The organism is Streptomyces sp. AMJ-169 (assembly GCF_055597585.1).
This window is the reverse complement of sequence record NZ_JBVLTJ010000008.1, coordinates 179,456-198,122: the sequence shown is the minus strand read 5'-3', so window position 1 is coordinate 198,122 and position 18,667 is coordinate 179,456. Positions and strand designations below refer to the sequence as shown.

Below are 18,667 nucleotides of genomic sequence, written 5' to 3'. Positions count from 1 at the left end.
TCACAGAACGGACCGTCATGACCGAGCAGCCCCGGCGCAGGCTCCTGGTGGTGGAGGACGAGCCCAGCATCCGCACCCTGCTGGAGTCCACGCTCCGCCTCACCGGGTACGACGTGACGAGCGCCGAGACCGGCCGGGACGCCCTGGTCAGGGCCGAGCGGGACGCGCCCGACCTGGTGCTGCTGGACGTGACGCTGCCCGACCTCGACGGGTTCGAGGTGACGCGCAGGCTGCGGGCGGCCGGGGACGACGTACCCGTGCTGTTCCTGACCGCCCGCACCGCGCTCGCCGACCGGCTCACCGGGCTCGGCGCGGGCGGCGACGACTATGTGCCCAAGCCGTTCAGCATCGAGGAGGTGCTGCTGCGCATCGAGGCGATCCTGCGGCGTACGGGGGCGGCGCCGCCTCCGCCGTACGGGACGCGGCCGGGCTTGCGGTACGCGGATCTGGAGCTGGACGAGAACGCGCACGAGGTGTACCGGGGCGGGGAGTACGTGCCGTTGTCGCCGACCGAGTTCAAGCTGCTGGCGTATCTCATGGAGAACGCCACGCGGGTGATGAACAAGGCGCAGATCCTCGACCACGTGTGGTCCTACGACTTCGCGGGGGACGCGCGGATCGTGGAGACGTACATCAAGTACCTGCGCAAGAAGGTCGACCGGGTCGATCCGCCGCTGATCCACACCGTGCGCGGCGTCGGCTACTGTCTGCGGCTGCCGCGGGAGGGCAGGTGAGGCGGCCCGCCCCGAAGTCGCTGCGGCGCCGGCTCGTCCTCGGCGTCACCGCGCTCGCGACGGCCGCGGTGCTCGTCTCCCAGATCATCGGCGCGCTGGTGCTGCGCTCCTGGCTGCTCGACCGGGTCGACGGCCAGCTGGAGGACTTCCACCCGCCGACCCGGGTGTACGCGGACGCCCTGAGCGGCTATCTGCCGGAGAGCACGACGCTGCCGTCGGACTTCCGGGTCTATTTCTACGACGCCACGGGCAGACTGCTGGCCAGTTCGCTGGGGTCGGGGAAGAAGCCGGCGCCCGCGCTGCCCGGTTCGGCGGACGAGCTGGACTGGCCGTACGGGCGCCCGCGGTCCGCCGACGGCTGGCGGGTCGTGCGGTACGCCGGTCCGGACGGGATGAGCGCGGTGGTGGCGCTGCCGCTGGACACCGTCGACGGGGCGCTGTCGCGGCTGGTGTGGCTGGACGCGACCGTGCTGCTCGTGGCGGTGCTCGCGCTGGTCCTGGTCGGGCGGTGGGTGGTGCGGCTCGGGCTGCTGCCGCTGACCCGGGTGGAGCGCACCGCCCAGGAGATCACGGCCGGCGATCTGGACCTGCGGCTGCCGGACACCGGTCCGGACACGGAGATCGGCCGGCTGGGGCGGGTGCTGAACTCGATGCTGGACCGCTTGCAGCGGGCGCTGCGGGAGCGGGAGGCGTCGGAGGCGCGGATGCGGCGCTTCGTCGCGGACGCCGGGCACGAGCTGCGGACGCCGCTGACGGCGATCCAGGGGTACGCCGAACTGGCGCTGCGCCCGGAGACGCGGTCGGCGGCGGAGCGGGCGGAGGCCGACCGGATCGTGGCCCGCAGCGCCGAGCGGATGAGCCTGCTGGTGGACGACCTCCAGTTGCTGGCGCTGCTCGACAAGGAGCCGTCCTATCAGCGGCTCCCGGTGGATCTGCTGTCGCTGGCGGCGGAGGCGGTGAGCGGGGCCGCGCTGCACGACCGGTCGCGGCGGGTGGATCTGGGGCCGCTGGCGGGGGGTGAGCTGGAGGTCGTCGTGGCGGCGGGCGATCCGCACCGGCTGCGGCAGATCCTCGACAACCTGCTGTCCAACGCGCGCGTGCACACCCCGCCGGGGACGCCGGTGCATGTGCGGGTCGGGACCGGGCGGGAGGCGGGCGGCCCGGTCGCCGTGGTCGAGGTCGCCGACGAGGGGCCCGGGTTGGACGCCCGGACGGCGGCGCAGGTCTTCGAGCGGTTCTACCGGGCGGACCGCTCGCGGTCGCGGGCGCAGGGCGGCAGCGGGCTCGGGCTGTCCATCGCCTCTGCCATCGCGCAGGGGCACGGGGGGCGGCTGGAGCTGGTGACGGCGCCGGGCGAGGGGTGTGTGTTCCGGCTGGTGCTGCCGGGGGAGGCGGCGAACTGAGGCCGGTCCCAAAGGAGTTGACGAAGACCCCAAGGCGACAGTTAGCTTAGGCTAACCTAATTAACGATCTGGACGAGAGGGGTCGCCATGGGCTGGCCGGCCGTCGTGCCGTACCCCATGCCGGACGGCTCGGCCCTCCCCCGGTCGCACGTCTCCTGGCGGATCGACCCGGCGCGCTGCGCGCTGCTGGTGCACGGGATGCGGGGGCGGTCGGTCGCCGCGTTCCCCGCCGGACGCTCGCCCGTGACGGAACTCGTCGAGAACGTCACCGCGCTGCGGGAGCTGGCGGGGGCGCTGGGGATGCCGGTGGTGTTCACGGCGGAGCCGGGGGGTGGGGAGGTCGGGGCTGGAGTCGGGGGCGGGGCGGAGGCTGGAGTCGGGACCGGGGTCGGGGTCGAGGTCGGGACCGGGGTCGAGGTCGGGGTGGCCGACGCCGCCGCGTCGCTCGTGCCGCGCCCTGGGGAGCATCTGCTCGACAACGCCCGGCACAACGCGTTCCTGCGCAGCAGGCTGGGCTGGCTGCTGCGCTCGGAGGGGCGCGACCAGCTGATCGTCTGCGGGGTCTACGCCCACCTCGGCGTCCTGCTCACCGCCGCCGACGCGGCCATGAACGACTTCCAGACCTTCGTCGTCGCCGACGCCGTGGCCGACTTCTCCGCGGAGGAGCACCTGACGGCACTGCGCTGGTGCGCACGGGGCAGCGCCGTCCGCACGACCGACGCCCTGCTGCGGGAACTGCTGTTGCAGCGGGGGCAGTTGGAGGCGTGAGCGGGCGGCCGGCGGCGTCGTAGGCCGCCGCCGTGTTCCGTGACGCGGACCTCTTGTTGACGGGCCCGCTCGTGAAGGGCTCCCATGGATCTTCAAGCGCCCATCGGAGGACTGCCCTCCGTTCTTGTCGGTGACGGGTGGTGGGACGATTCAGGGAGGCGTGGGACCGTGCTCGAAAGTCATGAGAGGGTCATCGCGGAGCTCTGGAGACACATCCAGAAACTCCGGCGCAGCGGCGGCGGGACGGCCCTGTTGCGGGGGTTTCCGGGGGCGGGGAAGACGACGCTGCTGAACCGGTTCGCCGAACGGACCTGCGCGGCGGGCATGGTGACCCTGTACGCCACGGGCTGCCTGAACGAGCGCGCCACCCCTTTGGGGATCGTCGAGCAGCTGTTCCACGGCGTCGAGGACTGCCCGCCGCGGCTGGCCGCCCTCCTCCAGGAGTACCGGGCGGCCGTCGCCCCCGGCGGCGACGGGGACGGGGAGCGGCTGCTGCCGGAGGTGAAGGCGCTCGTCGAGACCGCGCTGCGCGGCCTGGCCGGGCGGACGACCGTGGTGGCCGTGGTGGACGACGCGCACTACGCCGACACCGCCTCGCTGCGGGTCTTACGGTTCCTCGCGCTGCGCCTGGTCGGGCTGCGGGTCTTCGTCGTCCTGGCCGGCAGCACGCGTCCGGGCAAGGAGTACCGGTCCTTCCAGGCGGCGGTGATGCGCGGGGCCCGGCTGTGCGTGGCGGAGCTGGCCGTGCTCGACCCGCAGGACGTGGTGCGGCTGCTGCGCGAGGTGACGGGGCATCCGCCCACGCCCGGATATGTGCGGCAGGTCATGGAGGTCACCGCGGGCAACCCCCGTCTGGTGGGGGCGCTCGCGCGCGACACGCGCGGCGCGTTCCTGGACGTCCCCGCCGCGCAGTGGGCGCCCGTGCCGGGGGCCGCGTTCGGCGAGGCCGTCTCGCATCTGGTGTCCGGGGCGCGCGGCGGGCAGGTCGAGAAGGTCGCCCGGGCGCTGGCGGTGCTCGGCGACCCCCGTTCACCGGATCTGATCAGCCGGCTCAGCGGGACGGAACCGGCCCATGTGGCGGGCGTCCTGGACCTGTTGGAGACCGCCGGGCTGGTGGCCGGCCGGCGGTTCCGGCATCCGGCGGTGCGGGCCGCCGTGCTGGCCGACACCGGTTTCACCGGCCGCGCCGAGCTGAGCCGGACCGCCGCGCGGCTGCTGTACCGCGACGGGGCGCCGCTGCTGGAGGTGGCCCGGTGCATCGCGGCGACCGGCGCGGTGGTGGCCGGCTGGGAGGTGTCCGCGCTGCGCGAGGCGGCCCGGCAGGCACAGTCCGAGGGGGGCTGGGAGGAGGCCGTCGGCCTGCTGGAGCTGGCCCAGAGTTTCCGGGGGGCGCTGGACGACCGGCCGGGGCTGCTGGTGCAGACCGCGCTCGCCCAGTGGCAGCTGGATCCGTATCTGGCGTCCCGGCATCTCGCCGACCTCGCCGCGCTGGCCCGGGCGGACCTGCTCTCGGCGCGTGAACTCGCCCTGCTCGTGCAGATGCTGGCCTGGCACGGCCGGCTCGACGAGGTCGACGCGGTGCTGTGCGTCCTGCGCGAGCGCGGCGCGGACGACGGGGAGGCGAGGGTCGAACTGCGGCTCGTGGAGGCCCTGTTGGGCCTGCTGTTCCTCCGGTACCGGACAGGGCAGGAGCCGCCGGTGGACATCCCGCCGCGGCGTGCGGCGCTGCTCTTCCTGCCCGTTCTCGGGCACACCGGATCGGACGGCGCGCTGCTGTCCCTCGTCGACCAGATCCAGCAGGCCGGCGGCGCCGAGGCCCGGATGCCGGACGTCGTCCACGGCTATCTGCGGCTGCTGCACCAGGCCGGCGCCGAGCAGGTGGCCCTGCCGCAGGTCGACGCGGTGCCCGTGACCGAGGGCCGGCTGAGCCCTTTCCATCAGCTGCTCCTCGGCTGTCTCCAGGCGGTGAGCACGACTGCCCGGGGTGATCTCGCGGGCGCCGAGGCCAAGGCGCGGGCCGTGCTGGGCCGGCCGCGGTCCTGGGGGGTGGCCGTCGGGCTGCCGCTGAGCCTCCTCATCGGCGCCATGACCCACCGCGGCAGGCACGAGGAGGTGGCCGAACTGCTCGCCGTGCCCGTGCCGGAGGCGATGTTCGCCTCGCACTTCGGCCGGCTCTATCTGCACGCCCGGGGGCTGCACTACCTCGCCGCGGGGAGCTACGGCCTGGCGCTGAGCGACTTCCTCGGCTGCGGCGAGGCCGAGCGGCAGGGCGGGCTGCCGCCCGTACCGGCCTGCCCCTGGCAGCCGCGCGCCGCCGAGGCGTACCTGCTGCTGGGCCGGCGCGACGACGCGGCGCGGCTGGCCCAGGACGCGCTGGCCAGCGACTTCCCGCACACCAGGGCCGTCGCGCTGCGGGTGTTCGCGCTGACCCGGCCCGTCGAGCGGCGCAAGGCCGCGCTGCACGAGGCGGTGACCTTGCTGGAGCGGGCCGGGGACCGGGTCGAGCTCGCCGAGTGCCTGGTCGAGCTGGGCCGCACCCATCAGGCGCTCGGCAACACGCGCACCGGCCGCTCCCTGGTCCAGCGGGCCCTGCGCGTCGCCCGCGCCGCCGGTTTCGAGGACGCCCTGGCCCGCCGGGTCGCGGAGCCGGCCGAGCGCCCGGACCCCGGTCCGGCGGGGCCCGAGCCCGCCGACGGTCCGCTCACCGCGCTGAGCCCGGCCGAGCAGCGGGTCGCCCGGCTGGCCGGCGCGGGGTACAGCAACCGCGACATCGCCGCCCAGCTCTTCGTCACCGTGAGCACCATCGAGCAGCACCTCACCCGCATCTACCGCAAGCTGAAGGTCAAGCACCGCGACGAGCTCGCCGCCGTCTGCTCCTGACCGGCGCGTCCCGGAGGAACACGCTTCCTGACCTGCATGTCCCGGAAGAACACGCTGAGTTCCCACGTCGGAGCGGTTCAGGGGACGGGTGGGGGCGGCTAGGGGTGGCTCGCGCGGGCCGGTGATCCATACGATCGATGCCGTGAATCCACTCTTCCGTCACGGATATCCGCCGTTGTCCGAAAGGGCGTGAGTGACGCCGTCGACGGGCCGCGACGCCTCGCGTGCTCTCCCCGCCGCACGCGGCCGGCACGTCCCTCCACCGGAGATCCCCCGTGCCCGCACCCGTACGTCCCCCGCGCGGCAGCTCGATCATGAACGTCGCACCGTCAGGAGAGGGCACCCGCATGCCTCTGTCTCAGACCCCCGCCATGTCCCCGGCCCACCTGCCCGCCCCGGACGCCCCGATGCTGTGTGTCCTCGGGCGTATGTCGGTGCGGGCCGGGGGCCGTGAGCTTCCCGTCGGCCCGCCGCTGCGCCGGCTCCTGCTCGCCCTGCTGGTCACCCGGCCCGGGCAGATCGTCCCCGCCGAACGGCTCATCCAGGAGGTGTGGCCGGGCCGCCCGCCGAAGAAGCCCCTGGCCACCCTGCAAAGCCATGTCTCCCATCTGCGCGGTCTGCTGGAGCCGCTGGCCGACGCGGGCGGCGCCTCCGCGCTGCGCCACCAGGCGCCCGGGTACACGCTCCTGCTGCCGACCGCGCAGGTCGACGTCCACCTCTTCCAGCACCTCGTCCACTCCGGCCAGCAGGCCCTCAAGAACGGGGACGCGGCCACCGCCTGCGCGACCCTCACCGCCGCGCTGGACCTGTGGCAGGGCCCCCCGTACACGGAGTTCGACGCCTGTCCTTCCCTGGCCGACGAGCCGGCCCGCCTGGAGCAGGTCCGGCTCACCGCGCTGGAACACCGCGCGGACGCCCGCCTGCGCCTCGGCGACGCCGAGCAGGTGGTGTGCGAACTGCACAGCGAGGTACGCCAGTACCCCGCCCGCGAACGCCTGGTGGGCCACCTGATGACCGCCCTGTCCGCCCTGGGCCGCCAGGCCGAGGCGCTGGACGTGTACGACCGCACGCGCGCGTATCTGGCCGAGGAGCTCGGCGTGGAGACCGGCACCGAACTGCGGCGCACCCATCTGGCGGTGCTGCGCCAGGAGTTACAGCCCCGCCAGGAGCCGGGCCCCCCGCAGCGCCCTTCCTCACCACCGTCGGCGCTCGTCGGCCGGGGCCGCGAACTCGACCGGCTGGAGGCCGAGGCCACCGGTGTCCGCACCGGCCAGGGACACGTGAGCTGTGTGAGCGGCCCCCTCGGGATCGGCAAGACGCACCTGCTGATGGAGTTCACCGCCCGTATGGAGGAACGGCACCAGGACGTGGAGATCGTCGCCGTCCAGGCCCTGAACGACCAGGGGGTGCCGCCGCTGTGGCTGTGGACCCAGGTGCTCAGGCGGCTGATGTGCACCCGCGCCGAGGCCTTCCACACCGCGGCGGCGCCCTACGCGAGCCTGCTGACGCCGTTGCTTGAGGGCACCGGGCAGCGGCCCGGCGCCGACCACGCCCGCACCCGGTTCCTGACCCAGGACGCGGTGTGCGAGGTGCTGCGCACCCTGGGCGCGGCGCGCCCGCTGGTGCTCTGCGTGGACGACGTCCACTGGGCCGACCCGGCTTCCCTGGCGCTGCTCGACATGCTCGTCAAGCGGCGCGGCGGCTGGCGGATCGGGCTCGTCCTGACCGCCTGGGACTGGCGGATCACGATCGACGGCCGCTTCAGCCGGGCGCTGGCGGGGATCCTCAGGGGTCCCCGGGCCGGTGCGCTGCGGCTGGCCGGGCTGCCCGAGGAGTCGATCGCCGCCCTGATGCGGGCCGAGCTGGGCGCGGACGCGGACGCCGGGCACGTCGCGCGCGTGTACCGGCAGAGCCTGGGCAATCCGCACTTCGCGCGCCGGGCGCTGACGTGCCGCGACCCCTCGTGCGACCGGCGCGACCCGGTCGAGGGCGCGTGCTGTTCCCGGGGCCGGGAGCAGCAGTGGGAGAGCCTGCGGCTGCTGGTCACCCAGATGCCGGAGCGGGAGCGGCGGGTCGTCCAGCTGTGCGCGCTGGCCGGCGCCCAGGCGGATCTCGGGCTGCTGCGCTGCACCGCGGCCGACGATCCGGTCGACGCGGTGCTGGACCGGCTGCTGCGGGAGGAGGTGCTGCGGGAGGACCCGCACCACCTGGGCCGGGTCCGCTTCGTCTCGGAGTCCGCCCGCAAGGCGCTCGCCGAGACCCTCACGGGCGAGGAGCGCCGCCGGATCACGGCCGTGCTCTCCGGCCCGCACCGCACACGGAGTTGCCCCGGTCTGTTCACCACGCAGCTGACCCGGCCGCCGGTCGCCGTCGCGGGCGGCCGGGAGGAGCCGGACGGGCGGCACGTCAGCCCGCCCGGCCGGCCGCCGCCAGGGCCGGTGGGGCGGCCGCACCCGCCGCGCTGATCTTCTTCACCATCCCGAGGAGCGACCGGCCGCCCACCTCCTCGCACTCCAGGGGGGAGTCCCCGCCGAGGAGGAAGCGGACGCTGTCGGTCCACCGCACCGGCTGGACCAGCTGATCGCCGAGGGTCTGGGCGTACTCCCCGGACACGTACGGCCGGCCGGTCACGTTGGCGATCACCGGCGTGTGGGGTGGGCGGAAGGTGAACTCCTTGAGGTACTTGGCGAACACGACGCGCGCCGGGTCCATGTACCGCGAGTGGAACGGGCCCCCGACGCGCAGCGGGACGAAGCGCACGCCCCGGCGGGCGAACGCCTCGTGCGCGAGACGCAGATCGGCCACCGGACCGGCGACGACGAGCTGGACGTCGGTGTTGAAGCCCGCGATGTCGACCGTCTCGATCCCCTCCTGCCGGAGCAGGTCCGCCAGTTCCCGCTCCGGCAGCCCCACCACGGCGGTCATGCCGCCGTCGGAGGCCGCCGCCATGAGTTCGGCGCGCTTCTTCACCAGCCGCAGCCCGGTCTGGAAGTCGAAGGCCCCGGCGGCCAGCAGGGCGTTGTACTCGCCGAGGCTGTGCCCGAGGTAGTAGTCGGCGCGGCGCTCCTCGCGGTGCTCCCGCTCGAAGGTGTGCAGCGCGTTGACAACGAAGAGCGCCGGCTGGGTGCACTCCGTGCGCGCGAGGACGTCGTCGGGGTTGTCCCGGCAGACGGCGACGAGGTCGTATCCCAGGAGGTCGCAGGCGAATTCCGTGAGGGCGGGATAGCGGGCGAAGACATCCGCCCCCATGCCGCGGAACTGCGCTCCTTGACCGGGGAAGAGAACGGCGAACGGCATGGTGCCTCCCAAAGATGGCTCGGGTCTCGGGCTTCGGTGGCGGCTCAGGCCTCGGTGGCGGCGCGGCCCAGTACGTCGAAGAGCATCAGGGCGCTCTGGAGGCGCAGGCGGTCTTCCTGGACCGGGCGGCCCAGGAGGCGTTCGGCCTTCCTGATCCGGTAGGCGACGCTGCTCTTGGCGATGTGCAGCCGGTCGGCGACGGCGGACATGCTGCGCTCCATGTCCAGGTAGTGCTTGACGGTGGCCCGCAGTTCGGCCATGCCGTCGTCGGCCAGCGGCCCCAGGGCGCGGCGGACGAACGCGGCGCTCAGCTCGGGCCGGGAGCGCAGCAGCACCGCGAGTTCGAGATCGGCGTAGTCGTACAGCGCCTTCCAGTCGTCGGCGTCGGCGGCGCGGGCGAGTTCGGCGGCCTCGGCGGCCTGGTGGTGGCTGGTGCGGAAGCCCTCGACGCCCTCGCCCGGCAGGCCGGCCGCGATGTGCACGGCCGCGGGCACCTCGGCGGGCTCCGGGCGGCGCAGGGGGAGGGGGCCGCCCCGGGCGCGGGAGCCCCAGGCCCACAGGGACGACACTCCGACGGGGACGGTCAGCAGGGCGGAGCAGCCGGCGTCGCGCAGCAGGGTCGCGGCCACGCCGGCCAGGTCCCCGGCGGCGCCGCCGGCCCAGTCGTCGCGCCAGACGACGACCGCGAGATGGCTGCGGCTGATGTCGTAGCCGAGCCGCAGGAACGCCTGCGAGGCGTCGACGTCCGCGCCGTCGAGGATGTCGAGGACCAGTTCCTGGCGGTGCGCCGCCGCGCTCCCGGACCAGCCGCGGCGCTCGTTCTCGGCCTGTTCGGCGAGGGCCAGGAGGACGTGCTGGACCTCGGCGACCAGCGCCCCGGACAGCGCGCGGGTGACGTTCGCCGCCTCGGGGGCGCCGAGCAGTTCGTGGCAGGACCGGAACAACTCGCCGACCAGGAGGTCCAGATGGCCCTTGAGGGAGTGGAAGGTCTCGCCGACGGGCAGGCCCCGGCGGGTGAACTCGCGGACGGACACGGTGACGGTCTCCGGGACGGCGTCGTCGGTGTCACCGGCCAGGCGGGTGAGGAAGTACAGCGCCAGCGCCTCCGCGCCGCGTGCCGTCAGGTCGTCGGGGACCTGGTTGCGCGCGGCCGGCCACTGCGGCGGGCGCGCGGCGGCGGTCATCAGTCCCGCCACCTCCACCGCCCAGCCGACGGCCCCTTCGCCGATCAGCAGCCGCGCCTCGGACAGCACGCTCCCCTCGCTGACCGCCGCCAGGTGTGCGGCCGCGTCGCGGGGCCGCAGCCGCCGGATCCACGGCTGGACCGTGCGGGGGCGCCGCGGCGGCTGGAAAGGGCGCGGCGGCGGGGCGACGAGCCCGTGGCCGGGCTCGGGCACCGCGTGGAGGTGCTGGTTCATGGGCGCTCGTCCTCTTGCTCTCTGGTGGGGGGAGTCGGTCCGTCCGGCGCCTACAGCAGTCCGAGCCGGCGCAGGTCGGTGACGTACTTGCGGATGAGCCCGGCGGACAGGTGGGGGATGTCCTTGCCGGGGCCGGCCGCGCGTACGGCGGCGCGGAACCGCCCCGCGGGGAGCGGGTCGTCCTGCGCGGGGCGGGCGAAGGCGTGCAGCAGGGGCAGTACGGAGTGCCGGCGGCGCTGCTGCGGCAGGGCGCGCAGGGCGGTGGTGAAGCGGGTGAGCCAGGCGTCGTGGCCGGTGACGCGGCGGACGGGGTGGCCGGCCTCGGTGAGCCAGTCGACGAAGGTGTCCAGGCCGATGCCGTCGTCGTGCGGGTTGACCACGTGGAAGGTGTGGTGGCCGTCGGTGAGCGGTGCGCCGAGGGCGGTGATCGCCTCGGCGGCGAAGTCGACGGGCAGGCCGTCGTAGTGGCCGCCTGCGCCCGCCTCGTGGAAGGAGTCCGGGGCGAGGCCGGTGGCGGCGACGCTGAGCAGGAGCCGGGTGAAGAGGTCGGGCACGTTGAGCTGGCCCGCGTATGTGGTGTGGGCGAGGAGAATGTTGGGCCGGAAGACGGCGACCGGCAGCCCGAACCGCTCGTGCGCCGCGCGCAGCAGGACCTCGCCGGCCCACTTGCTGGCCGCGTACCCGTTGGCGTAGCCCTCGTCGAGGGGGCGGGCGGGGACGGCCTCGCGGATGTCGGTGTCCTCGTCGAGCGGGGCGGCGAGCCGTACGGCGACGGTGGAGACGTAGCTGACGGGCTTCAGCCGTGCGGTGAGCGCCAGCCGGATCAGCTCGGCGGTGCCGGCGACGTTGGGGCCGAACAACTGGTCGTAGGGCAGGACGTGGTTGACGAGGGCGCCGGCGTGGACGATGTGGTCGACGTCGGCGGTGAGCCGGTGCCAGGTGTCCTCGGGCAGGCCCAGCCGGGGTGCGGCGAGGTCGCCCGCGAGCACTTCCAGCGTCCCGTCGGCCGCCGCCCGGAAGCGGCGCGGCAGGTCGGGGTCGCCGCTGTCGAACGCCTCCTCCAGCCGCCGCCTGGCGGTGACCGCGTCGGCGCCGCGCACGACGCAGACCAGCCTGCCGCCGAGGGGCTTGAGCCGCTCCAGCCACTCCAGGCACAGGAACCGGCCGAGGTAGCCGCCGGCTCCGGTGAGCAGGACGGTCCGTGCGGCGCGGGGCGGTGCGGGGGTGGCGGCCAGGAGCGGCGCGTCGAGGAACTTCTCCAGGGTGAGGTCGGCGGCGCGGATCTCGGCGGCGTGCGGGCCGTGCACGGCGGCGGCCGTCGGCCGGTGCGCTCCCGAGCCGCGCAGTTCCTTGATGTGGCGGGCTATTCCCGCGAGGTCGTTGGCAGGGTTGATGACCGTGTCGACCGCAACGTCGACGCGAAAGATCTCTCCCAGCAGCTGGGAGAAGGACAGAGCGGTCAGGGAGTCACCCCCCAGGTCCCTGAAGTGCGCGCCGGGGTCGAACTCGGTGTCGGTGCGGCCGAGCAGGGCCTGGGCGGCGCGGACGACGGTCTCGGTCACCGGCCGGGCCGGTCCGTGCTTGCGCAGCGCGCGCAGCTGCCGTTCCTGTCCTTCGGCGACCTCGTCGTACAGCCGCTCCAGGGCGGGCCCGTACCGCTCCTTCAGCCGGGGGCGCAGGACTTTGTGGCTCTCGGTGTACAGGCCGTTCTCGGGGCTGAAGGGTTCGCTCTCGACGAGGAAGTCGCGCGGGATCTCGTAGGAGTTGAGGCCGGCTTCGGCGGCGGTCCGCTGGAGCGAGTCGGCGAGCGCCGGCTTCAGTGCCGTGAGGTCGCCTTCGTACTCGGCGAGTGTCTCCGCCGGGGGGACCACGACCGCGAGGAGGTAGGCGCGTTCGCTGTTTCCGTAGACGTAGATCTGCTGGACCAGGGGGCTGGCGAGGAAGAGGGTCTCCAGGCGGGAGACGGCGACGAACTCGCCTTGGGAGAGTTTGAGGGTGTCCTTGGTGCGGTCGATGTGGACGAGGCGGTCCGGGGCGGTCTCGGCGAAGACGTCGCCGGTGCGGTAGTAGCCGTCCGCGTCGAACAGGGCGGCGGTCAGTTCGGGGCGTTTGTAGTAGCCGGGGATGAGGGTGCTGGACTTGACGAGGAGTTCGCCGCGCGGGTGGGGCAGGTCGGTGCTGTAGTAGCCGAGTTCGGGGACGTCCTCCAGCCGGTAGTCGAGCACCGGCGGGCGCTGGACGACCGTGTCGAGGGTGACGCCGCCCGCCTCGGTGGAGCCGTAGCCGGTGTACAGGTGGAAGCCCAGGCAGGACTCGATGAACGCCGCCGACTCCGCGGACAGGGGGGCGGTGCCGACGAACGCCTTGGCGACCCGGCCGCCCAGGAAGTTCTCCCGCAGGTCCTTCTTGACGGCCTCCTCGATGTCGCCGGGTTCGCCGGAGCGCCGGTCCAGTTCGCTGCGGTAGCGCTGGAGGAGCATGTCGCAGATGCGCGGGACCATGGTCAGCTCGGTGGGGCGGACCAGGGCGATGTCGTCGAACAGGGCGGACAGGTCGCTCTTGGCGGTGAAGTAGCCGACGCCGCCCTTGACGAGGGAGCCCATCACGGCGTAGCGGCCGGCGAGGTGGCTCTGGGGCAGGTAGAGGACGCTGATCGCGGGGACGTCCGCCGACCCGTAGCTGAAGCCGTACCAGGCGGTGCCGACCAGGCGCTGGGTGTGCATCGCGCCTTTGGGGGCGCCGGTGCTGCCGGAGGTGTAGATGAGGAGGGACAGCGGGTCGTCGCCGGGTTCGGGGGTGAAGAGGGGGGCGAGGGGCAGCGCGCGGCCCCGGTCGATCACGTCGGCGAGGGTGTCGACGCTCACCTCGCTGCCGGCCAGGCGCTGCCGGGCGGATTCCAGGGGGCCGGGCCTGCCGTCGTGGTCGAAGACGAGCAGGCGGCGGACCGAGGGGGCGTCGAGGGCCAGGGCCACGGCGGTGTCCAGGTGCTCGGCGCTCGTGGCGAGGGCGAGGGGTTCGGTCTCCGCGACGATCGGGCGCAGCTGGGACAGGGGCGCGCCGGAGTGCAGGGGCACGGGGACGACGCCCAGGTGGATGCAGGCCAGGTCGAGGGTCGCGTAGTCGGTGCTGGTGAAGCCGAGGGTGCCGACGCGGTCGCCGGGGCGCAGGGGGTGTGCGGGGTGGTGGTGCCAGTCGGCGGCGACCGCGCGGACGCGGGTCCACAGTTCGCGGTAGGTGATGGTGTCGAAGCGCGGGAGGAGGCGTCCGGTGGCGGGGTCCTTGGCACGTTCGCCGAGGGCCGGGCGGTCCGCGTGGTTCTCCATGATGGCGGCCATGACCTGGGCGAGCGGGTCGCCGGGGTCGACGGACGCCAGGACGTCGGCGAGGCCCTTGCCCGGGTCGGGTGCGGTGGCCTCCAGTGGCTCGGCCATGTTCAGCTCTCTCCCAGGGGGTGTTCTGAGGGGCGGCTCGGGGACAGCTCGGGACGGTTCACCAGGTGACCGGCAGCGCGGCCACCCCGCGCACGAGGCGTTCGGTCCGCCAGGCCAGCTGGTCGGCCGGGACGGCGAGTCGCAGCCCCGGCAGCCGCTTGAGCAGCAGCTCCAGGACCACCCGCAGTTCCATGCGGGCCAGTTGGGCGCCGAGGCAGTGGTGGAAGCCGTGTCCGAAGGTGACGTGCGGGATGCGCTTGCGGCGGAAGTCGATCTCGTCGGGGTCCTCGAACACCTCGGGGTCGTGGTTGGCCATGCCGAGTTCGGCGACGAGCGCGTCCCCGGCGCGGACGAGCTGTCCGCTCAGCTCCACGTCCTCCAGGGCGATGCGGGTGAACCCGGCGGTCGCGCTGTTGGGGATGAACCGGAAGAGTTCCTCGACGGCGTCGGGCAGCAACTCGGGTTCGTCGATGAGCTGTTGCCACAGCGCGGGCCGGGTGAGCAGGGTGTAGACGAAGTTGCCGATCTGGTTGGCGGTGGCCTCCTGTCCGGCGGAGAGCAGGCTGACGCCGAGGCCGACGAGTTCTTCCTCGGTGAGCGGGTCGTCCTGGTCGTCGTCGGCGACGAGTTCGCCGAGCAGGTCGTCGGTCGGGTTGATACGGCGCTGTGCGATGAGTCCTGCGAGGTATTCGTCGAGGGACGCACGGGCGCGGGCGGCCTGTTCGGGGTCGGCGAGCATGAGCAGGCCGTCGACCCACTCGCTGAACAGTTCGCGGTCGCTGAAGGGGACGCCGAGCATCTCGCAGATGACGGTGATCGGCAGCGGCCAGGTCAGTGCGGTGGTGAGGTCGGCCGGCGCGCCCGTGGCGACCATGCGGTCGAGGAGTTCGCCCACGATCTCCTCGATGCGCGGGCGCAGCGACCTGAGCCGGCGGGTGGTGAACGCGTTGGTCACCCGGCGGCGCAGCCGGGTGTGCTCCGGCGGGTCCATGCTGAGCATCGAGCCCCGGGGCAGGCCGAGGGCGACGGTGCGCGGGATGTGGTCGCCGACGGCGGCGGCGCGGCTGAAGCGGGGGTCGGACAGCACCGTCCTGACGTCCGCGTACCGGGTGACCAGCCAGCCGTCGCCGCCGAAGGGCAGGCGGACGCGGAGCACGGGCTGTTCGCCGCAGATCTCCTTCAGCGTGGGGTCCAGGTCGAGGCGGGTGATCGGGCCGAACGGGTAGGAGCGGGTCGCCGTCATCGGGTCGGCCCTTCCTGTTCCGTCGGGGCCTCGTCCTGCGGCAGGGGGTAGAGGAACTCCTCGATCCGGTCGATACGGCCGCCCATGAACCGGAAGTACACGGCGGCGGGGCCGGTGCTGGAGGTTCCGTCCTTCATGTCCAGGTGCAGCACCTGCTGCTGGAACACCTCGCCGGCGGTCTCGAAGCGGCGGGTCACCTCATAGCGCATCGCCTCGACGCCGGTGACGAAGGACGCGAACTGCTTCAGGCGGTCGCTGAGCAGCATCGTCCCCTTGCCGTCGTTCTGCCACACGGTGGCCGTCGCGGTGCACATGGCGTCGGCGCTGGCGAAGTCGTACTTCTCCAGGTGCCGCAGGAAGACGTCCACCTTGTCGGTGCTGTCGCTCATGCCGGGACTCCTTTTCTAGGACAGGGTCTGGAGGACGGAGGGGTCGTAGGCGACGGCCTTGTCCAGCTCGCCCCGCAGGGCCAGGGCCGCCCAGTCGGGGTTGGCCAGGAGCGGGCGGCCGACGGCGACGAGGTCGAACTCGTCGCGCTCCAGGCGCTCCAGCAGTCCGTCGATGCCGGTCACGCCGGAGGGGCCGGTGAATCCGGAGGTGAAGTCGCCCTCGCCGTACTGCTGGTCCATGCCGACCGAGCCGACGGTCACGGCGGGCTTGCCGGTGAGTTCGCGGGCCCAGCCGGACAGGTTGAGGGGGCTGCCGTCGAACTCGGGGAGCCAGTAGCGGCGGGTCGAGCCGTGGAAGACGTCGACGCCGGCGTCGGCGAGCGGCGTCAGCAGCCGCGCGAGTTCGTCGGGGCTCTCGGCGGTGCGGGCGTCGTAGCGGCCGAGCTTCCACTGGGAGAGGCGGAAGAAGACCGGGAAGCCGGGGTTCACGGCGGCGCGCACGGCCGATACGACCTCGGCGGCGAAGCGGGCGCGGGAGGCGGGGTCGCCGCCGTAGCGGTCGGTGCGCCGGTTGGTGACGGTCCACAGGAAGCTGTCGATCAGGTAGCCGTGCGCGCCGTGGATCTCGACGCCGTCGAAGCCGGTCCGCTCGGCGTCCGCGGCGGCCCGCGCGAAGGCGGCGATCACGGCGTCGATGTCCCGCTGGGTCATCGGCTCGCCCAGCGGGCCGCCGTCGAGGCCGATGCCGGAGGGGACGTCGGCGGGCGGCTCGGTCAGGGCGCGGGCGGCGCCGGTGTGCCACAGCTGCGGGATGATCCGGCCGCCGGCCTCGTGCACGCGGCGCGCCACGTGGGCCCAGCCGGCGAGGGCCTGTTCGCCGTGGAAGTCGGGCACGTTGTCGTAGGCGCCGGCGGCGGGGCTGCCGGTGTAGGTGCCCTCGGTGATGATCAGGCCGACCTGGTGGGCGGCGCGGCGGGCGTAGTACTCGGCGACGTCGGGGCCCGGTATGCCGCCGGGGGACGCGGTCCTGGTCATGGGGGCCATGACGATGCGGTTGGGGAGCGTGAGGTCGCCCACGGTGAACGGGTCGTGCAAGCCGGCCATCGGCTCTCCGTTTCTTTCAGCTGAGGGTCGCGGTGGAATGCCACGCGTCCATCATTTTTCGCGCGGTGGTTTCATCGAAGGAATGCGTGTCGTATTTGAGGAAGGCCTTGTAGCTTTCGCCGTCCCGGTAGAACTCCATGGACAGCGCGTATTCCCCGGCGTACGGCAGATCGTCGAAAGTCCGCAGGTCCAGTTCGCCGGGTCCGGCCGGTGTGTCGTTGGTGAGGAGTTCGGCGCCCTCGAAATTCTGGAACAGGAAGTTCGTCAGGACCGGCGGCCGGTCCTCGGCGCCGAGCGCGCGGGCCGTCTCGCGCAGCGGGCAGGCGCCGTGTTCGAGGCCCGCGACCATCGTGGCCTGGGCCGCCTTGAGCAGCCGGGGGAAGTCCCCGGTGTCCGTGGAGCGCAGCGGCAGACAGTTCGCGAACTGGCCGACGACGTCCTGGAACCGCTTGTCGTAGCGGGCGGCCACGGTCAGGCCGAGGACCAGGTCGTCCTGTCCGGTCAGCCGGTGCAGGAAGCGGGCGTACGTCGCGAAGAACACGGTGGCGACGCTGACCCGGTGCTCCCGCGCCGCCCCGGTGAGGGCGGCGGTCAGCGCCGGTGACAGGTGCCGTGTCACGACGGCCACGCGGGGCAGCCGCAGGGGGTCGTGGGGGCGGTCGTAGGGAAGGGCCAAGTCCGCGGGCCGGTGCGCCAGTTCGCGCAGCCAGTGGTCGCGGTGGCGGGCCCCGCTCGGGCTCGCGAGGAGGTCTTCCTCCCAGGTGACGAAGTCGCCGTAGGTGGCGGCGGGCGGGCGGTGCTCGCCGCGGTAGGCCTCCTTGAGGGTGCGCACGACGAGCGCGGTCGACGTGCCGTCCAGGAGGATGTGGTGCGCGGTGACCAGCAGCAGCCGGCGCCCCTCGGGGAGGGTGACCAGGTGGGCGCGGACCAGCGGGCCCGTCGTCAGGTCGAAGGGGGCGTCGGCGAGTTCACGCAGCTCGGCCAGCTGGGCCGCGCGGGCGGTGGCGGTGAGGGTGACCCGGCCGAAGGAGGGGGTCCTGGCCGGGTCGACGTCCATGTACGGCACTCCGGCGCGCTCGCCGAAGACCGCGCTCAGCACCGGGTGGAGCTCGCTCTGGGCGCGGACCGCGCGTTCCAGGGCCGGCTCGTCGAGGTCGCCGTGGATCTCGAAGAGGAGCGGGAGGTGGTAGGCGGTGGAGCGCGGGCAGCGCCGCTGGTCGCGGTACATGGTCAGCTGGCCCTGGGAGAGGTTCCAGCGTTCGCCCGTGTGCGCGGTGAGCAGGCGGTCCGTCAGGAGGTCAGCAGTGCCGCACTCGTAGACCACGCTCACCGGGAGGTCCAGCGCCAGCGTCTCGTTGAGCCGGCGCACCATGCGGATCGCCCGGACCGAGTCCAGCCCCTGCTCGGCGAAGGGCGCCTCGCCGGGTTCGCGTGCCAGGGCGTGGGCGAGCGCGTCCCGTACGGCCTCGGCGACGCCGCTGCGGCGTGCCGGGGGGAGGCTGGGGCCCGGGGAATCGGTCATGGCTGCATGGTGCGCCGTCCCCCTTGCCGAATTCTTTTCCGCGCACCGGCCGCCCCTTGCCGAATTCTTCCGCTTCCCTTGCCGGACCCCGGGTTACGTCCACCGGACCGGAGCGAACCGCCGAATTGACTCCGGGGGACCTTTCACCGGCCGTGACCGCCCGTTTCTACTGGGACGTCGACATCCCCCCATGACACCGAGGGAAGAGAAATGACCAGAACGGACAGGATCACCCGGTTCATCGAAGAGCAGTTCCTCATCGAATTCGGTGCCGAGGTGACGCCGCAGAGCGATCTCTTCAAGGACGGGATCATCGATTCCTTCGGGTACATCCAGCTCATGTCGTTCCTGGAGGAGGAGTTCGAGCTGGACATCCAGACCGAGGAATTCCTCCTCGACGTCCCGGCCACGCTGGAGGCGATCGACAAGTTCGTGGCCGACCGTATGGCCGCCGGCGGCTCGCGGCGGGGTGAGTGAC

General features: G+C 73.3%; 13 protein-coding genes. 6 read left to right on the top strand and 7 right to left on the bottom strand.

Translation table 11 applies throughout. The features are described from left to right. The first annotated feature begins 17 nt into the window (after positions 1 to 17). The 5 genes from ACYUD3_RS21385 (at position 18) to ACYUD3_RS21365 (ending at position 8,250) form a co-directional block, all read left to right on the top strand. A complete protein-coding gene (locus ACYUD3_RS21385; RefSeq protein WP_470972207.1) occupies positions 18 to 734 on the top strand; it encodes a response regulator transcription factor in 717 nt (238 codons plus the stop codon). Then, complete coding sequence (locus tag ACYUD3_RS21380; protein WP_470972205.1) at positions 731 to 2,137, top strand: sensor histidine kinase; 1,407 nt, start codon at positions 731 to 733, stop codon at positions 2,135 to 2,137. Before ACYUD3_RS21385 ends, ACYUD3_RS21380 begins: the two co-directional genes overlap by 4 nt. An 87-nt stretch (positions 2,138 to 2,224) precedes the next feature. Next, complete coding sequence (locus ACYUD3_RS21375; protein WP_470972202.1) at positions 2,225 to 2,905, top strand: isochorismatase family protein; 681 nt, start codon at positions 2,225 to 2,227, stop codon at positions 2,903 to 2,905. A 168-nt stretch (positions 2,906 to 3,073) separates the two neighbouring features. Then, the gene (locus ACYUD3_RS21370; protein ID WP_470972200.1) at positions 3,074 to 5,785 is read left to right on the top strand and encodes a helix-turn-helix transcriptional regulator; all 2,712 of its coding nucleotides are present in this window, start codon (positions 3,074 to 3,076) and stop codon (positions 5,783 to 5,785) included. Positions 5,786 to 6,132: 347 nt separating this feature from the next. Further along, positions 6,133 to 8,250 (top strand): BTAD domain-containing putative transcriptional regulator, encoded by a 2,118-nt coding sequence (locus ACYUD3_RS21365; protein WP_470972199.1) that lies wholly within the window; start codon positions 6,133 to 6,135, stop codon positions 8,248 to 8,250. Here the strand turns inward: ACYUD3_RS21365 and fabD are convergent. Genes fabD through ACYUD3_RS21330 form a run of 7 tightly spaced genes read right to left on the bottom strand, consistent with a single transcriptional unit; the run spans position 8,192 to position 18,189 of the window. Further along, positions 8,192 to 9,082 (bottom strand): ACP S-malonyltransferase, encoded by an 891-nt coding sequence (fabD, locus tag ACYUD3_RS21360; RefSeq protein WP_470972197.1) that lies wholly within the window; start codon positions 9,080 to 9,082, stop codon positions 8,192 to 8,194. The genes ACYUD3_RS21365 and fabD overlap by 59 nt on opposite strands. Positions 9,083 to 9,126: 44 nt before the next feature. Then, a complete protein-coding gene (locus ACYUD3_RS21355) occupies positions 9,127 to 10,500 on the bottom strand; it encodes a PucR family transcriptional regulator (RefSeq protein ID WP_470972195.1) in 1,374 nt (457 codons plus the stop codon). A 50-nt stretch (positions 10,501 to 10,550) separates the two neighbouring features. Then, positions 10,551 to 13,931, bottom strand: coding sequence for a carboxylic acid reductase (gene car, locus ACYUD3_RS21350; protein ID WP_470972193.1), 3,381 nt, complete (start codon positions 13,929 to 13,931; stop codon positions 10,551 to 10,553). Positions 13,932 to 13,989: 58 nt separating this feature from the next. Further along, the gene (locus ACYUD3_RS21345) at positions 13,990 to 15,174 is read right to left on the bottom strand and encodes a cytochrome P450 (RefSeq protein WP_470972192.1); all 1,185 of its coding nucleotides are present in this window, start codon (positions 15,172 to 15,174) and stop codon (positions 13,990 to 13,992) included. After that, positions 15,171 to 15,563 carry a nuclear transport factor 2 family protein gene (locus ACYUD3_RS21340; RefSeq protein WP_470972190.1) on the bottom strand — a complete coding sequence of 131 codons (393 nt, stop codon included), beginning with the start codon at positions 15,561 to 15,563 and terminating at the stop codon, positions 15,171 to 15,173. The genes ACYUD3_RS21345 and ACYUD3_RS21340 overlap by 4 nt, the downstream gene beginning before the upstream one ends. 15 nt (positions 15,564 to 15,578) lie before the next feature. Further along, positions 15,579 to 16,667: an NADH:flavin oxidoreductase gene (locus ACYUD3_RS21335; RefSeq protein WP_470972189.1), complete on the bottom strand. Its 1,089-nt coding sequence runs from the start codon at positions 16,665 to 16,667 to the stop codon at positions 15,579 to 15,581. 16 nt (positions 16,668 to 16,683) lie between these two features. Next, the gene (locus ACYUD3_RS21330) at positions 16,684 to 18,189 is read right to left on the bottom strand and encodes a condensation domain-containing protein (RefSeq protein ID WP_470972187.1); all 1,506 of its coding nucleotides are present in this window, start codon (positions 18,187 to 18,189) and stop codon (positions 16,684 to 16,686) included. 210 nt (positions 18,190 to 18,399) lie between these two features. Here ACYUD3_RS21330 and ACYUD3_RS21325 point away from each other — a divergent pair, with 210 nt between their 5' ends. After that, entirely contained in the window at positions 18,400 to 18,666 is a 267-nt protein-coding gene (locus ACYUD3_RS21325; RefSeq protein ID WP_470972185.1) for an acyl carrier protein, read from the top strand. The last annotated feature ends 1 nt before the right edge of the window (position 18,667 follow it).

What these genes read in the sequence shown, in the direction of transcription:
- car (WP_470972193.1), bottom strand. Translation starts at nt 13,931, where the DNA reads ATGGCCGAGCCACTGGAGGCCACCGCACCCGACCCGGGCAAGGGCCTC.
- ACYUD3_RS21340 (WP_470972190.1), bottom strand. Translation starts at nt 15,563, where the DNA reads ATGAGCGACAGCACCGACAAGGTGGACGTCTTCCTGCGGCACCTGGAG.
- ACYUD3_RS21355 (WP_470972195.1), bottom strand. Translation starts at nt 10,500, where the DNA reads ATGAACCAGCACCTCCACGCGGTGCCCGAGCCCGGCCACGGGCTCGTC.
- fabD (WP_470972197.1), bottom strand. Translation starts at nt 9,082, where the DNA reads ATGCCGTTCGCCGTTCTCTTCCCCGGTCAAGGAGCGCAGTTCCGCGGC.
- ACYUD3_RS21365 (WP_470972199.1), top strand. Translation starts at nt 6,133, where the DNA reads ATGCCTCTGTCTCAGACCCCCGCCATGTCCCCGGCCCACCTGCCCGCC.
- ACYUD3_RS21335 (WP_470972189.1), bottom strand. Translation starts at nt 16,667, where the DNA reads ATGGCCGGCTTGCACGACCCGTTCACCGTGGGCGACCTCACGCTCCCC.
- ACYUD3_RS21325 (WP_470972185.1), top strand. Translation starts at nt 18,400, where the DNA reads ATGACCAGAACGGACAGGATCACCCGGTTCATCGAAGAGCAGTTCCTC.
- ACYUD3_RS21385 (WP_470972207.1), top strand. Translation starts at nt 18, where the DNA reads ATGACCGAGCAGCCCCGGCGCAGGCTCCTGGTGGTGGAGGACGAGCCC.
- ACYUD3_RS21375 (WP_470972202.1), top strand. Translation starts at nt 2,225, where the DNA reads ATGGGCTGGCCGGCCGTCGTGCCGTACCCCATGCCGGACGGCTCGGCC.
- ACYUD3_RS21345 (WP_470972192.1), bottom strand. Translation starts at nt 15,174, where the DNA reads ATGACGGCGACCCGCTCCTACCCGTTCGGCCCGATCACCCGCCTCGAC.
- ACYUD3_RS21330 (WP_470972187.1), bottom strand. Translation starts at nt 18,189, where the DNA reads ATGACCGATTCCCCGGGCCCCAGCCTCCCCCCGGCACGCCGCAGCGGC.